Source organism: Brevibacillus sp. FSL L8-0520 (genome assembly GCF_037963895.1).
GTDB lineage: Bacteria > Bacillota > Bacilli > Brevibacillales > Brevibacillaceae > Brevibacillus > Brevibacillus borstelensis.
In genome coordinates this window covers 1,313,545-1,327,624 of the sequence record NZ_CP150171.1, presented here as the reverse complement: position 1 = coordinate 1,327,624, position 14,080 = coordinate 1,313,545, and the positions used below count along the sequence as shown (strand labels likewise).

14 protein-coding genes and 1 pseudogene are annotated in these 14,080 nt (G+C 53.3%); 2 read left to right on the top strand and 13 right to left on the bottom strand.

The annotated features are described in order from the left end of the window. Position 1 precedes the first annotated feature (1 nt). Positions 2 to 364: pseudogene (locus NSQ24_RS06830) on the bottom strand (RidA family protein); the annotation flags it as partial. Between the two features lie 261 nt (positions 365 to 625). Here NSQ24_RS06830 and NSQ24_RS06825 point away from each other — a divergent pair. Then, positions 626 to 1,876 carry an MFS transporter gene (locus tag NSQ24_RS06825; protein WP_275261635.1) on the top strand — a complete coding sequence of 417 codons (1,251 nt, stop codon included), beginning with the start codon at positions 626 to 628 and terminating at the stop codon, positions 1,874 to 1,876. Between the two features lie 125 nt (positions 1,877 to 2,001). On the opposite strand, the gene NSQ24_RS06820 is transcribed toward NSQ24_RS06825, so the two are convergent. The 12 genes from NSQ24_RS06820 to NSQ24_RS06765 all read right to left on the bottom strand — a co-directional run bounded on the left by NSQ24_RS06820 (position 2,002) and on the right by NSQ24_RS06765 (position 13,117). Continuing rightward, on the bottom strand, positions 2,002 to 2,772 hold the full coding sequence (locus tag NSQ24_RS06820; protein WP_024983492.1) for an IclR family transcriptional regulator: 771 nt from the start codon (positions 2,770 to 2,772) through the stop codon (positions 2,002 to 2,004). 195 nt (positions 2,773 to 2,967) lie between these two features. Continuing rightward, on the bottom strand, positions 2,968 to 3,606 hold the full coding sequence (locus NSQ24_RS06815) for an aspartate/glutamate racemase family protein (RefSeq protein WP_172921074.1): 639 nt from the start codon (positions 3,604 to 3,606) through the stop codon (positions 2,968 to 2,970). Further along, positions 3,603 to 4,556, bottom strand: coding sequence for an aminopeptidase (locus NSQ24_RS06810; protein WP_172921075.1), 954 nt, complete (start codon positions 4,554 to 4,556; stop codon positions 3,603 to 3,605). The genes NSQ24_RS06815 and NSQ24_RS06810 overlap by 4 nt, the downstream gene beginning before the upstream one ends. Before the next feature lie 14 nt (positions 4,557 to 4,570). Beyond that, positions 4,571 to 5,248 (bottom strand): AroM family protein, encoded by a 678-nt coding sequence (locus tag NSQ24_RS06805; protein ID WP_172921076.1) that lies wholly within the window; start codon positions 5,246 to 5,248, stop codon positions 4,571 to 4,573. After that, positions 5,245 to 6,201: a DUF1177 domain-containing protein gene (locus NSQ24_RS06800; protein WP_172921077.1), complete on the bottom strand. Its 957-nt coding sequence runs from the start codon at positions 6,199 to 6,201 to the stop codon at positions 5,245 to 5,247. The genes NSQ24_RS06805 and NSQ24_RS06800 overlap by 4 nt, the downstream gene beginning before the upstream one ends. Positions 6,202 to 6,217: 16 nt before the next feature. Continuing rightward, a complete protein-coding gene (locus NSQ24_RS06795; protein WP_024983496.1) occupies positions 6,218 to 7,279 on the bottom strand; it encodes a DUF917 family protein in 1,062 nt (353 codons plus the stop codon). 20 nt (positions 7,280 to 7,299) lie between these two features. Next, on the bottom strand, positions 7,300 to 8,898 hold the full coding sequence (locus NSQ24_RS06790; RefSeq protein ID WP_172921078.1) for an OPT/YSL family transporter: 1,599 nt from the start codon (positions 8,896 to 8,898) through the stop codon (positions 7,300 to 7,302). Between the two features lie 244 nt (positions 8,899 to 9,142). Beyond that, positions 9,143 to 9,565 carry a cupredoxin domain-containing protein gene (locus NSQ24_RS06785; RefSeq protein ID WP_003388162.1) on the bottom strand — a complete coding sequence of 141 codons (423 nt, stop codon included), beginning with the start codon at positions 9,563 to 9,565 and terminating at the stop codon, positions 9,143 to 9,145. 63 nt (positions 9,566 to 9,628) lie between these two features. Beyond that, on the bottom strand, positions 9,629 to 9,829 hold the full coding sequence (locus NSQ24_RS06780; RefSeq protein ID WP_003388163.1) for a twin-arginine translocase TatA/TatE family subunit: 201 nt from the start codon (positions 9,827 to 9,829) through the stop codon (positions 9,629 to 9,631). Positions 9,830 to 9,845: 16 nt separating this feature from the next. After that, positions 9,846 to 10,586 carry a twin-arginine translocase subunit TatC gene (gene tatC / locus NSQ24_RS06775; protein WP_024983499.1) on the bottom strand — a complete coding sequence of 247 codons (741 nt, stop codon included), beginning with the start codon at positions 10,584 to 10,586 and terminating at the stop codon, positions 9,846 to 9,848. Positions 10,587 to 10,626: 40 nt separating this feature from the next. Continuing rightward, positions 10,627 to 12,348 (bottom strand): GMC family oxidoreductase, encoded by a 1,722-nt coding sequence (locus NSQ24_RS06770; protein ID WP_024983500.1) that lies wholly within the window; start codon positions 12,346 to 12,348, stop codon positions 10,627 to 10,629. Between the two features lie 22 nt (positions 12,349 to 12,370). Then, the gene (locus NSQ24_RS06765) at positions 12,371 to 13,117 is read right to left on the bottom strand and encodes a gluconate 2-dehydrogenase subunit 3 family protein (RefSeq protein WP_172921079.1); all 747 of its coding nucleotides are present in this window, start codon (positions 13,115 to 13,117) and stop codon (positions 12,371 to 12,373) included. Positions 13,118 to 13,502: 385 nt separating this feature from the next. On the opposite strand from NSQ24_RS06765, the gene NSQ24_RS06760 reads away from it, so the two are divergent. After that, positions 13,503 to 13,922, top strand: coding sequence for a MarR family transcriptional regulator (locus NSQ24_RS06760; protein WP_003388168.1), 420 nt, complete (start codon positions 13,503 to 13,505; stop codon positions 13,920 to 13,922). Positions 13,923 to 14,080: the final 158 nt, after the last annotated feature.

The window sequence follows — 14,080 nt, the reverse complement described above, 5'->3', positions numbered from 1 at the left end:
TTCATTTATTTGCGTTGACTGCAAACACAAATTCGATTTCCACCGGTGTATTCCCGGGCAGCTCAGCGACACCGACTGCAGAGCGCGCATGCCGTCCTTTTTCTCCAAAAATGGCTTGCAGCAGCTCTGAAGCGGCATCCAATACTTTGGGCTGCTGCGAAAAGCCGGGAGCGGACTGAACAAACCCGGTCACTTTCAATACCTGCTCCACTTTATCCAGACTGCCGAGCTCGGCTTCCAGACAGCTCAATCCTTTTAATACACAGATTTCCGCCAGTTCGCGGGCTTGCTCAATCGTGACCTCTGCCCCAACCTTTCCTGTATAAGGGAGCTCCCCGTTTACCCGCGGCACCTGGCCGCTAACGTAGGCAAAAGCTTCCTGAAACTGCCCATTTCATTTTCCCCTCGCAAAATCTTTGCACGATCTTCATCAATCCTTAACGGTATAGCTGCTACAATTCTTCCATGGGAGGCGGATTTTTGCATCAAAAGCAGCAAACTGTAAATTTTGCACATTTTACAGTTTGACCCAGTTGCCTTTCCATGCCCCGATTTTATATAATGGGTCTTATTTTCTGCGAGCAGGAAGGATGCTGATTCCTGTCCCGTGGCGTTTTTGAAAGAAATTGAGCAACACAGAGAGAGAGGAGAGAACCATCGAATGAAAGAACAGAGCATCCAAAAAGCGCCACTCGTCATCTTGATGGTCAACATGTTCATTGCTATGCTTGGAATTGGCTTAATCATTCCGGTTTTGCCAAAATTCATGCTGGAATTCGGGGCCAGCGGTACGGCCTTGGGCTATCTGGTCGCCGCATTTGGCTTGACCCAATTCATCTGTTCACCGATCGCCGGGGAGTTTTCCGACAAGTACGGCCGAAAGCGGATGATCGTCATTGGGCTGGCCGCGTTTGCACTGTCCCAGCTCATCTTTGCCCTCGCTGATCAGATGTGGCTGTTGTACCTGTCAAGGTTGATCGGGGGAATGGGCGCTGCGTTCATGATCCCTTCCATGATGGCTTACGTCGCCGATATTACGAGTGTGGAAGCAAGAGGAAAAGGGATGGGGCTCCTCGGAGCATCCATGTCGCTCGGGTTTGTGATCGGGCCGGGGATCGGCGGGTTTTTGGCCGAGTACGGCTTGCGTGTTCCGTTTTATGTGTCTGCCGCTGTCGCCTGTTTTGCGACCTTGGCTTCCTTCGTGTTTTTGCGTGAAACCTTGTCAATGGAAGACCAGTTGGCAGCCCGCAGCTCAGAGAAAAAGCGGGAGAACATTTTCAAGCAGTTTGCCTATTCGTTTAAAGCGCCTTATCTGGTGCTCCTGGTGCTGGTCTTTACCCTTACGTTTGGCCTGGCCAACTTTGAGGCGATTTTCGGGCTGTTCGTCGATCAGAAATACGGGTATACGCCAAAGGATATTTCCATTTTGATTACAGTCGGGGCTTTGATCGGCGTTGTCATTCAATCGCTTCTGATCGACAAGCTGCTCCGCCGCTTCGGCGAAAAACGGCTGATCAATCTCAGCTTTTTTGTTTCCGCAGTGACTATGGTGCTGATGCTGCTGTCTGGAAACTTCTGGTACGTGATGCTGGTGTGCCTCATCTTCTTTACTTTCACATCGATCCTCCGTCCCGCGATCAATACGCTGCTCTCCAAAATGGCAGGCAAGGAGCAGGGCTTCGTCGCAGGGATGAACAACGCCTACATGAGCCTGGGGAATATCGTCGGTCCTTCTCTGGCCGGTATCCTGTTCGATGTGCACATCAATCTTCCGTACCTGTTCGGAGCCTTCATGCTGCTGTTCAGCCTGTTGTTGTCCGTCTCATGGAATCGCCGCACTAAAGACAAACACATAACCCCTGCTATCCAGGAATAATCAGCAGGGAACGCAAAAGGGACGCGTGCCTTCTATTCGCCGAGAAGCGGATAAAGAGCATGCGTCCCTTTCCTTTTACAATTGCAGGTGATTTCTTTCCTTGAAGCAATTGCGGGTAACTCGCCTTATTGAAACAATTGATGAACTTCTATTTGACTCAGGTAATCCTGAATTTCTTTCCCTCTTTTTTCGAGCATATGGAGCGCTTCCTGTACCTTTTCTTCGGGCATGCGGTAGCTGGGACCCGCGATGGACAGGGAGGCGACGATTTCCCGATCTTTGTTGAACAGCGGGATGCTGATGCCAAATGTGTCCTCGAAATACTCTCCCCTGGAATAACACCATCCCTGCTTTTTGATGTTGTCCAAATCATCGATCAGTTTGTTCGGATCGACGATTGTATTGTCTGTATAGGGAGACAAGCCTTGTTCGATCACTTCCGCCCGCTTTTCTTCCGGGAGATAGGCCATCAGCACCTTGCTGGAAGCTCCAACATACAAAGGGGCTCGATTCCCCACTGTCAGCTCGTATTTTACCTTTTGCGGGCTCTCCACGATCTCGATGTCAACCGCTTCGATTCCCTCCAGGATCGTCAAAATAACCGACTCGCCGGTATCTTCGCACAGCCGGTGCATGATCGGCCGAATCGCGTCAATGAGCTTCAGCCGTTTCTGGACAAGCTGTCCGTACTCCCAAAATTTGATGCCCAGGACATATTTTTTTGTCACCTGATTTTGCGCCAAAAAACCGTGCTTTTCATAGGTGGCCAGAACCCGATGAACAATCGAATGGCTCACATTCAGCTCTTTCGCCAGCTCGCGGACACCCCAGGCAGGGGTTTCATCGGTGAAAAATTTTAAAATTTCCAAAGCGTTATCTAGTGTTTTCAAGCTCATACCGGTATCACAGCCTCACTTCCCTTATACAATGTCGATTATAGTATAAGAGTCCTGATATTGCCATTCGCTTCCATATATATTTCCAGAAACGGAAGATTCGTGCTGAGTGCTGCCCGCTCGCTGACCTTGAGCGACTATAGGCCAGACATCTCTTGTGACCATATCATCTGATGCTGTGACCGCCCAAAATTGTCAACTGTTTTTGACGATATACCAGGCGAGAAGCCCTTCTGCCTCCACTGGATCGATGACGGTCACGCCAAACTCCCTGCGAATGAGGGGTGCCAGGCCGATGGTTGAATACCCGGTGCACGCAAACGCGATCGTCTTTGCCCCGTTCTCCACCATCGTCCGCACAGCGTTCAGTGCTGCTTCCCGACCGTGGGGCGCCATGACCTCTGCGGAATTGGTCACCCCTGGCGGAGATATATGCCAAGCGAGCTGCCTGCCTAAAATCCGCTTCATGACCCGGGGCGGTTCGGCAGCGATATCGAGCAAACCGACTGGCTCGCCGTATCCTTTGGCAAGGAGTGCCGCCGCACTGCCCGCCCCGATCACGGGCACCCTCACCTGCTGACGCAGCGCATCGATTCCCGGATCATCCGCACAGCTGATCACCAAAACCCGGCAGCCTGATGCGGCCAGCCTTTGACCCAGTGCGACGATTTTCGGGACTGCTTGCCGCTCCGTCACCTCGTCGCAAATGCCGTACGGCTGATCGGGAATGCATGCGGATACGGTTTGGACACCGTACTTGCTCTCGATCAGCTTGCCGTGCTCATTCAGAATGTCCGCATCGTCAGTCGTGATTACCCGGATGATACCGATCATGGCTGGATGGTCACCCTCCCTTTGGAAAGGATTTTCGCTTCGTCGATGAACACGTCCGGCTCGTGGACGACCAGATCGATATGGACACCTGCTGAAATCGTGCCGCCAAACGTCCGGTTGCTGCCGAAGGCTACGTGAATCGTGCCGTATACCTTTTCATCCTCGAGCACATTTCCGGTGATGCGCGCCTTGTCATTGGTGCCGATGCCGAACTCCCCGAGCAGCCTGCCGTCTCCCTCTCCCAGCATGTCCAGAAGCTGATCGGCATCAGGGCCTTCCAAATCGATGATCCGTCCCTTGTCAACGGATACGAGCAGAGGACCGCTCACCTTGCCGATACCGGCAATCGAGCCGTCTACGACGATTTTTCCCGATGCCGTTCCCTCGACAGGTGCGATGTACGATTCTCCGGAAGGCAGATTGCCCGACTCGCCGGGATTGCGGTACACGCCCGTACTGGAAATCCCGTCTCTGCCCGCGATGGAAAAGCTGAGCGAGTGACCGTCCTTCTCGATCCGTACGGTGTGGCCAGTTGTCAGGACGCGCGTCACCTGCTCCGTCAGCACCTGTACCTGACCGTAGTCCGCCGTGATCGCTCCTACAAGAAACATGTCGGCTGTAATCCCCGGCATCGTCGCGATACGGGCGCCGCTCGCGGCTGCACGTTTTCTCGCTTCGGTATGGGTGAGGGAATACTCCGTCACACAAACGACGACGTCCGCTCCCCGCATCGCTTCCGCAATCGGTGTCGGCGGCTCTTCCCCGTCCTTTTCCCGCTCCTTCATCACCATCAGGAGCGATTCTGCTCCGATCGCAAGACCTGCCTTCTGAATCGCCTCCGCGAGCTCCTTTTTCTCCAGGTCAGCGACGACCAGGAGCGTATCCTCCTGCTTGAGCACCAGACTTGTCACCAATATGCTTTTGCTGACTTCGACCAATTGCGTGTCCATATCCCGATACCCTCCTAGTACAGTTCCGATACGATTTTGGCAAGCAAGGCGTTTGACAGGATGACGGGGAGATTCGCGTGGGCTTCTACGACCGCCTTGGACGCTTCTACATAGCCCATGCAGTCCATCAGGATCGCGTCCACATTTTGATCAGCCAGCTCTTTTGCGGCGCGGATCAGTTCCGTCTCCCCCTCCGCATATGGAGAAGCCGCTGCGTAGACGGCATCCACAAGGCTCCCCCATTCGTCTTCGAGCGCATCCTGCTGTTCCAGCAGAGGAACGATCACACCGAGTCTCTTGTTTTTCAGCATCGCGGACAAGGTCGAGCGCAGGATGACATCGGGCTCGATCAACAAGGCGTTGTTTGTGGCAAGCCCTTCAAATGTTCCGGTGCACAGTACGACAATCGGATCGCAGCCGGCTGCTTCCAGCTCATGCAGCCTGCGCTGGAGGACAGGCGCGATCTTTTCCCGGGACATCACCACAGACTCTCCGGTCACGAGCTTGCTGGTCAAGACGTAGTCACCCTTTTCCGGTGAAAAGGCCGCTTCCGCCTCCGCTTTGGTCATGCCGTCGAGTACGCCTGCCTGCATGATTTCCGCCCGGCCTCCGACGTATTTTTGGAAAATGGGGCCGACATCCATCCGCGGCGCTTGTCCGATCGTGACGATCCCCAGCTTTTTCATCGTCATGACGATTCTCCCGGCGTCTCTTGGCTGCCCATCGTCTGGAATACCGCCAGCGAGCCGTACAGGCTGACGAGGCGGTCGTACTCCGTCTGATCATAGAAGCTGCAAGTGCCAGCCGTAAACTCCTTGGCTACCTCGATGGCGAACCGGGCGGTGGCTGCGATGTCTACTTCGTGGCTGGCCCCTGTGCCGCAGCCGGGTACGGCAGATTGTGCCGTGATGGCGACTCCGACCACGGGAGCCTTTGTCGCGACAGCCGGCTGCATGATGCTGTTGAAATGGAACACGCCGTTTCCGTACGGCGTTATGTCCTGGAGCGTGATCGGGAAGGTGGCCGGAAGCTGTCCCGACGTCATTTCCATGATCCGCAGCAAATCCTCGCTTACGCGCAAAATGTACCCTTCCTTCACTGTCGGGGAGAGCGCAAAGCCTTTGATATTGATCAGCCTGTTTCCTTTGGACGTGTCGATGGACAATATCGCGTCCATCTCCGAACATACCTGGTAGCGGTTCATCGTCGGATCATCGACAGGGGAGTCCATGAAATCAACGGGATCATGCGGCTGGGTAGGCGCATCCGGACAGATGTGCGTCGTCACCAGCACGTCTCCTTTCAGCCTGTCGCCGTTTCTCGCCATCTCTGCCAGCTTCAAGCCGCTGGCGACCGCTGCCACCGCGCCATCCGCATCCGATACCATGCCGATCCGGCTCGGACGGGCCCCGATCCCGCCGAGCTGCCCGATGATGCCGAGTGTCGGAGCCGAGCCTCCCCGGGATTTTCCCTCTGTCCCGGGAATCAGGATTTTCACGAAATCCGTTTTGCCTTTGTCTCCTTGCACCGTATCTACTGCAACCTGAACATCGCTGTAAGGAGAGAACAGTTCCTTGATCTTCTCCCCGGAAGCGTATAGACTGTCCATCACCTCATAGACAATGAGTGTCTGTTTCAATGCCATGCCTTACCATCTCCTTTCAGGAAAACACGTACGAAATGACCTGTTTTCCAATCGCTTCTTCCACAGGTTCAAACAGTTTGCGGTTTCGCATCGTCGAGCTGAGCAGCAGCTGCTCCTTTGGCACCGCGATGACCGCCGCTTTTTGACCATTTGCCATTTTGGCAGATTCCAGCGGGCGTCCGCTTTCTGCATCAAAGGCCATGATCAGATCGGGGAACGTGGCCAGCCGCTCGCCATTTGACTCAAGTGTCATGTACTCGTTCCAAAAGGTAAGCTCCAGACTGCCAATGTCGGCCCGGCCCACATCAAATCCGCCTGTCGTATTCAACGAAAAATTCGAAACAGTCCCGACCTCGATGATTCTGCCCTGCAGGAGCTCGGTCACTGCTTCAATCGCCTTTTCTCCCGTGTGGGCCAGCATCGTCTCGCCGATGCGGATCGCCTGCTGGATCGCTCCCGGACAGCCGTTTTGCTTCACATAGGACACCTGTACGGGATTGCGGGCTACGGCGACCATGCCTCCCGCATCTACAGATGCCCGGCGCACCATTTGCGCCATGTTCTCCAGGGAACCGGACGCGCACAGCTCGATGTACCGGCTGCCCAATCCGCCTGCTGCCGTCTGCGTAGAGACGTAGCCTTCCAGCTCCGTCAAATTCATCGAGCCCATGCTCCCTGTCGGATGCGCTCTGCCGTTGCACGGCGCGTCCAAAACGGGCAGTCCGGTAACAGCCGACTGAAACCAGCCATTGACTGTGGTGCTCGCTCCGTTTTCGTTCGTGATCAGCCCGGAGATCGGACGGCCCAGCTTGTCCAGCAGCAGCTGCAGGGCCCGGATATAGTGCATCGGCTTGACGTACTGCTCGGCTGCGGCAGGTGCCCCCACCGCAGAAACCGTCACCACCCACTCGTCATCTAGCAGTTCATCTATCGTAATCAGCTTCGGCTCGCCTACCTCCAGGGCCAGTCTGCCGAGCTGGATGCCTTCTTCGATCGGGCCTCCGCCTCCGCCTCCGAGGACAGCGCCGCCCCAGACAGCAGCCTCCATTTTGCGTTCATCCAGCGTAATCGTTTCCATCTGCCTTCTCCTTCCTTCCTCTATTTTTTCATCGAAAAGACGGAGCTGAAGAAGCTGTACAAAGCATCGCCCGCGATAAATCCGGCTGCCATGATATTCATCGAGGAATCCGCCTCTTGGCCTTTCCATTTCAGGATAACGACGCGAATCAAGAGACCTGCGAGAACCGCCCAGCCCGCCTCGGGATACGTAAGCAGCAAACCCGTCGCAAACAAAATCCCCATCTGCCGCTTGGGCCCGCCGAGGAATTGCAGGATCGCGCCCGGAATCGCCCAGAGGAACAGCTCACCTGCCACATCGCCAGAGACCCCGGCGTTAATCGTCGCTACGTATACGGTATCGACAGGCGGAACGAGGTTTTGCGAAAACAGGCTGTGAAAGCTGAAAAGGACGACGAGGACAGCTACGCCGAAAGCGATCATCCCGGCTGTCATTTGCTGTCTTCTGCCCTCTTTCTCAAACTCGGGATCAGCGCCGTTGCCGCGCAAAATATAACCGGCCTTCAGGTCGTAGCCCATGTCTGCAAAAGCGGGACCCGTAGCTGCACTAAAGCCGACGAGCAGTGCCAGCGCGACAGGCGGAAATCCGATCAGCATGCCGAGGATCAAGGTGATCAGCGCCACCGCAAAAGCCGGAAACCAGCCGGAGTGCATCGCGGAAATGCCGACGATCAATTCGTGCAAATAAGCGGCGAAAGCAGCGAAAATAATGAACAATAAGAACATTCCAAACGACATATGCGTCAACAATCCGCCAATGATTGCCAAAATGACCGAAATCGCCATGTACAGCAAAAGCCCTGTCAAAAGCGTGCGCGAGGTTTCCTTTTCCCCTTTGGTCACCTGCAGCGCTTGCTCCGCCTCTGCGCCTGAACCTTGCTGCGGAGACTTTTTCCTGAAGATGACGAAGCTTACCTGGATCAGGGCGACAATTCCCGCTCCGATCATGAATCCATGCGGTATATACGAATCCTTCAAATCCATTCCAAGCAATGTCCCGGAGTAGCCCTTGAGCAAAAGACCGATCCCGAACATCGCCAGTGCCCAGATGTTTCCGATGAAGGCGACACCGAATGCAGACATCGGCACTCCCAGGATGGAGCCGACTACACCGCCGGCAATCCCCACACCGAGCAATCCGGCACGTTTGCCGCCTTTGTCGCCGGCAATGATCGACTCCGCTGTGGCGCGTCCGTCCGGCCAGGTGCCCGAAGCGGGAAAGACCTTCGTGTCAAACAGCCTGTACAACAGAAAGGCGTCAACGAACATCGCCAGCGCCGCACCGATCAGCATCGGCATGATCAGCTCCGGCTTCCCGAATACATATGGAATCCCGATCGGAATGAGCAGGCTGTTCGCAGCCCCGAATGTCGCCGACGAGATGGCGGTCTGAACGATATTTTGCCGATGGACAGAGCGCATCTTGCGAAGAAAGGCAAGCGGCACCCTCGCGATCAGCATAGCCAAGAGCGCTCCGATAATGGCCGTATTGGCCGTAATGCCCAACGTCACGATCAACTGCATCCCGATCGCCGCCCCGAGAATCGCCGTGACGATCGTCAAGATCAGCGTGACAGGCTCTAACGCTCTGGGATGCTTCTTTTGTTCCCCATTGTTCATGTTGCCCTTCGCCCCTTTTGTCTCCATATTCGGACCATAGGTCCTTATTTTAATAACATATGTGCAATTATACAAATCCGCCTTTTTTTATTCAATAATCAATTTTCGTTATTTTGGACTTTTGCAAATATTTTTGCGTCTGTTTGCGAACAGGCTGCGACAGAAAAACGACAAAAAACCCAAGCTGATCCGACTTCTCGGACGTCCGCTTGGGTTTTTCACGAAACTATGGTGAAAGATGGGCTTATTCTTCGACGATCAATTTTCCTGTCATCGTATCATGGCCGGCACCGCACATAACGGAGCAGTTGAATGTAAACTCGCCCGCTTTGTCAGCAGTAAACTCGGCGCTTCCGTCACCTTTGAGGTCTACGTTGAAATCAGGAATGGCTACACCGTGCATGCCTTCTGTATTGGTCAGCGTCAGCTTGATTTTATCGCCTTTTTTCACGTGAATTTCTTTTTGGTCAAATTCGAAGTTTGTCGCGGAAAGCTTGATCTCTTTTACGCCGTCTGCGGATTGAGCCGCACCTGCGTCAGCAGTAGCTGTGCTTGCTGCGTTATTGCTTGCAGCGCTGCCTTGGTCGGATTGGCTGTTTCCGCAGCCTGCCAGCGCAAGAGCTACAGCAGAAGCGAGGATCAGAGAAGTGAGTGCTTTTTTGTTCATTGTAATTACCTCCATTGCATCTGATAGATTGATTTATGTTGATATGGCCTGAGCGGCCATGTGTTACTTGGATTCAGGCTGCTGCTGGTTTTCGGTCTTGCCTTCGGTGGTGATGTCATCGACCACGCCTTTGGTCGACGAGCGGAATTCGCGCAGGGTATCCCCAAGCGCCCGTCCTAATTGCGGCAGCTTGGATGGCCCGAATACAACCAGAGCAATGACCAGAATAATGATTAATCCAGGGATGCCAATACTGTTGAACATCGATCATACCTCCTTTTTATGACTTTGACCCAGATACGAGCAAACCGCTTGATCTGCGATGATACCACCCTGAGATGAGGACGCTTAGCTCGAATAACAAAATGAGCGGAATCGTGACCGACAAATGCGAGACAAAATCAGGCGGAGAAATCATCGAGCCTACGATGGCAAGTCCCAGATAGACATATTTCCGAACGGCTTTCAGTTGGGCGGGAGTAATCAGCCCGATCCTCGTCAGGAACAGCACGACTGCCGGCATTTCAAACGCGACCGACAACGGAAAGATGACGTTGAACATAAAGGCGAAGTAGCGGTCAATCCCGTACGTTTCCACCGCTCCGATGCTTTTGTTCACCGACGAGAGGAACGACACCATCATTGGAAACGCGACGAAATAGCTGAACGCCATCCCGCACAAAAACAGAAAGCACGACAGCGGCACAAACCAGATCGTCTTCCGCGCCTCGTCATCGGACAAGCCTGGCCTGACGAACGCCCAGGCCTGGTAGAGCCCGAGCGGAAGCGTCAGCAGGATCGCCACCAGAAAGCCGCATTTCATATAGATAAACATGCCGTCCGTGAACGAAAATACGTTCCAGACTACATCGGCAGCCACCGGTTGCGCTTTGATAAACAGCAAAATGTCAGGGGACATGTACAAGCCGATGCACAGTGACAGAAAGAAGCCGACAATGACCACAATCAATCTCTTTCGCAGCTCAGCCAGATGACCAACAAATTCTTGTTTGTTTTCCATACACACCCCCAAATGAAAGGCAACGGGCAGCATTTTCAGACTAGACGAGGGAGCCGCCTTGCTTGATGTACTTCAAAATGCCTTCGGCTGCTCTGTAGGAGAGGGCCCCTACCGTAGCTGTCGGGTTGTATCCGCCGTTGTGAGCGAATGCGGAAGCCCCTACGACAAACACGTTCTCCGCATCCCACATCTGCAGGTAGGAGTTTACCGCGGAAGTCGACGGATCAGCCCCCATGATGACACCGCCCGTATTGTGCGTGGACTGATATGGGGTGATGTTGTACGATTTCATTTCTTTGGAGACTTCCATTTTGGTCGGATTCATTTCTTTCATGATCTCTCCGGCCCGCTCAGCCAGATACTTGTTCAATTCCCGGTCCTGATCCTCCCAGTCAAAGGTGATCCGCAAAAGCGGAGTTCCGTACGCATCCTTATAGGTAGGATCGAGGTCGAGGTAGTGGTGCTGCCACGGGAGGCTTGCCCCTTGGGAAGCCAGCGTAAGCGTCGAGTTCGCATACTTGAGCGACTGTTGTTTAAAATCCTTGCCCCAGGAAGGCGTGCCCTTTGGAACCGGATTGGTGGCAATCGGCCTTGCGCCAGTCTGGGTAAAGCGAATACCGGCCCCGTGCAGGAAGTTCAAGTTGCTGTGGTCAAAGTTGTCGCCGTTGAAATCGCTGATCTCCGCGCCGAGCGCACCCGCCCCCATGAACGTGTTGAACTCTTTGTCGTCGAAGAAGCCGACCGCTTTCCCGCTGTTTACCTGGTATGCGTAGTTCTTTCCGATCACGCCTTTTCCGGATGCCGGATCGTACGGTTTGCCCAGCTTGGATGTGAGCAGCAGACGGACGTTGTTCAGCACGTAGCTGGTCATGACCACGAGATCGGCAGGCTGCTCGATTTCTTCACCGGTAATGGTGTTGACGTAAACCACGCCGGTTGCCTTTTTCCCGTCATGCAGGATTTTGGTCACATTGGAATGCGTGCGCAAATCCAGGTTTCCTGTTTTCTCGGCGACTGGAATGACGGTTACGACCGGGTCGGCTTTGGCGCCGTACTCGCAGCCGAAGCGCTCGCAGAACGCACAGTACTGGCAAGCGGCACGCTCGATGCCGTCCGGATTTTTGTACATCTCGGACAGGTTGGCCGAAGGAATGATGTATGGGTGATAATTCAGCTTTTTCGCAGCGTCCATGAACATCTTCATGCCAGGCGTGACTTTCATCGGAGGAGTCGGGAACGGGTTGGAGCGTTTTCCGACCATCGGGTTTTGCTCCGCTTCACCCGAGATCCCCGCCATTTTTTCATACTTGTCGAAATAGGGCTCCAGCTCGTCGTAGGTAATGCCCCAGTCCTGAATCGTCATTCCTTTTGGAATCTTTTTCTCGCCGTAGCGTTCGATCGTTTTGGAGCGAATCTCGAAATCGTAAGGCAGAAAGCGTCCGTACTGCCCATTCCAGTGAGACCCTGCGCCGCCGAGACCGTCGCCCAAAAGGAAAGATCCGTACGTCCGCATCGGGAGCGCCCGCATTTTTTCGTTATTGCGGAAGGTGACGGTTTCCTTGGAGAGGTCCTGCATCATCTCATAGCGCAGCGCGTAACGGAGCTCGTCATGAGCCATGTAGTAATCGCTGGTGCTTCTGCCTTTTCCGCGTTCCAATCCAACAACCTTCACGCCGGCTTTCGTCAGTTCCGAAGCGATAATGCCGCCTGCCCAGCCCATACCGACGATCACAACGGGAACCTTTGGTAGCTTCTTGCTCATTTATGTCATCCCTTCCTGGTTATCAGTGGCCCATGTGGTCATGAAGACTTTTAGGCTCAATCTTCATAAATTCGTCCTTCTCGATATCTTTGGCGAAACTCATCTGGTTGCCAGGATAATTGCGCATTTTCCAGCCCTGCATGTCCTTGTTGCCGCCGTACATCGGATCGGTGTAAACGCCCTCGATCGTCATGCTGCGCAGAAGGCTAAAAAACCCTGTGGTCGAAGTTCCCGCAAGCTGATACTCCTTGCCTGCCTCAAAAACCTTCAAGGTCTCGTCTTGCTCTGCTTCGGTCAAATCAGTGAAGCGTTTGTTGTATTTCTTTTTGCTGTAGTCAGCCAGCCCTTGCAGCCCCAATGTGAAAATCTCCGCGCGTTTCAGGGAGGTTTGCATTCCTTGGGTCGGTTCTCCCGGGTAGAACGGACCGGTCATGTAATCTTTCGCATTGATTCCCCATGGACTGGCCAACTGGTGGTCGATGTAGAAGGCTACGCCCAGCTCTTTTGCGCCGGGGCCGTGCTCGTCCTGCGGAAAAATGCGCTCGCAAGCCGCTTCCGTCAATTGGAATTGCTCCTGATTGAAAAACATCAGCGCCTGGTTGTAGTTGACCGATTTCTCGACAACCTTCTCTACTTCCGCTTTCTTGCTTCCGAACAACGAACCACCCAGTACGCCTCCAACCACCAGCCCCCCGAGGGCGATCCCGGAATTCTTGAGGAATTCGCGCCGCGAGCTACTTTTGGGCTGTTTTGAGTTTGTATCTGCCACAGTAGTTCCTCCTTGATGTGTAAAATTAACTAGATAATTATTACCTAGTTCATGATAGTTCCAAAGAAAAATATCTGTCAAACGTTTAGGTGTTATTGTAATTTTCCAATAAAACAAACTTGGAAATCCCTACGCTGTCCAAAATGAAATTTCCATACAATTTTCACAAAAGATACATTTACTTAAAGCCGTTCTGCAAGTAGGATGAATAGTAGTTGCATTTACTTAGGTAAACATTTGAAAACGGATTCATCGCGCCGCTGAGCAGTCCGTTTTTTGGAAATCATAAACAGATGGAAGCAAAAAAATTGTTACCAACCTCTTGGTGTTCCGTCTATGAAAGAAAAGGATCATCTGCCAAAAAGCACCTTTAGGAGGATAGCCATTGAACTACATATATGGACACAAAATAAACCAGGCGGCTAGGAAATTTACCAAAAAATTGAATGAAAAGCTGTCTACCCAAGGGTTGTACAGCTCACAGTGGGGAATTATCTGGTGTTTGCATCAGCGAGGCTCCTTGACCCAGGTCGATATCAGCAATTATTTAAACGTGGAAGCCCCCACAATTACCAGATCACTGACCCGGCTGGAGGAGCTGGGATGGGTGATTCGCGAGGAAGGCGAGGATAAACGGGCACGCAAAGTTTCCCTGACTCCGCAGGCGAAAGAGATGCTCGCCACCTGGCAGAAAACCTCTGACGATCTGGAAATTATCGCCCTGCAAAATATCAAGGAAGAGGATTTGATCGTCTTTGACCGCGTCTTGCAGCAAATGATGAAAAATCTCGATTCGCTCTCTTGATCGTTTCAACATCGGTTACACGCTATCTGGCCAAAAAGCGCCGCTCCGATCCGGAGGGCGATTCTTTGTGTTTTCCTATGATTCCAGTTGGCTGATCAGGGGGCTCTATTTGAGCTCTATTTGGAGCTCTCTTTTTGAGTGAAGCTACACTCTTGCTA

What these genes read in the sequence shown, in the direction of transcription:
- NSQ24_RS06805 (WP_172921076.1), bottom strand. Translation starts at nt 5,248, where the DNA reads ATGACGATGAAAAAGCTGGGGATCGTCACGATCGGACAAGCGCCGCGG.
- NSQ24_RS06800 (WP_172921077.1), bottom strand. Translation starts at nt 6,201, where the DNA reads ATGGCATTGAAACAGACACTCATTGTCTATGAGGTGATGGACAGTCTA.
- tatC (WP_024983499.1), bottom strand. Translation starts at nt 10,586, where the DNA reads ATGGAAAACAAACAAGAATTTGTTGGTCATCTGGCTGAGCTGCGAAAG.
- NSQ24_RS06795 (WP_024983496.1), bottom strand. Translation starts at nt 7,279, where the DNA reads ATGGAAACGATTACGCTGGATGAACGCAAAATGGAGGCTGCTGTCTGG.
- NSQ24_RS06785 (WP_003388162.1), bottom strand. Translation starts at nt 9,565, where the DNA reads ATGAACAAAAAAGCACTCACTTCTCTGATCCTCGCTTCTGCTGTAGCT.
- NSQ24_RS06790 (WP_172921078.1), bottom strand. Translation starts at nt 8,898, where the DNA reads ATGAACAATGGGGAACAAAAGAAGCATCCCAGAGCGTTAGAGCCTGTC.
- NSQ24_RS06815 (WP_172921074.1), bottom strand. Translation starts at nt 3,606, where the DNA reads ATGATCGGTATCATCCGGGTAATCACGACTGACGATGCGGACATTCTG.
- NSQ24_RS06820 (WP_024983492.1), bottom strand. Translation starts at nt 2,772, where the DNA reads ATGAGCTTGAAAACACTAGATAACGCTTTGGAAATTTTAAAATTTTTC.
- NSQ24_RS06810 (WP_172921075.1), bottom strand. Translation starts at nt 4,556, where the DNA reads ATGGACACGCAATTGGTCGAAGTCAGCAAAAGCATATTGGTGACAAGT.
- NSQ24_RS06770 (WP_024983500.1), bottom strand. Translation starts at nt 12,348, where the DNA reads ATGAGCAAGAAGCTACCAAAGGTTCCCGTTGTGATCGTCGGTATGGGC.
- NSQ24_RS06780 (WP_003388163.1), bottom strand. Translation starts at nt 9,829, where the DNA reads ATGTTCAACAGTATTGGCATCCCTGGATTAATCATTATTCTGGTCATT.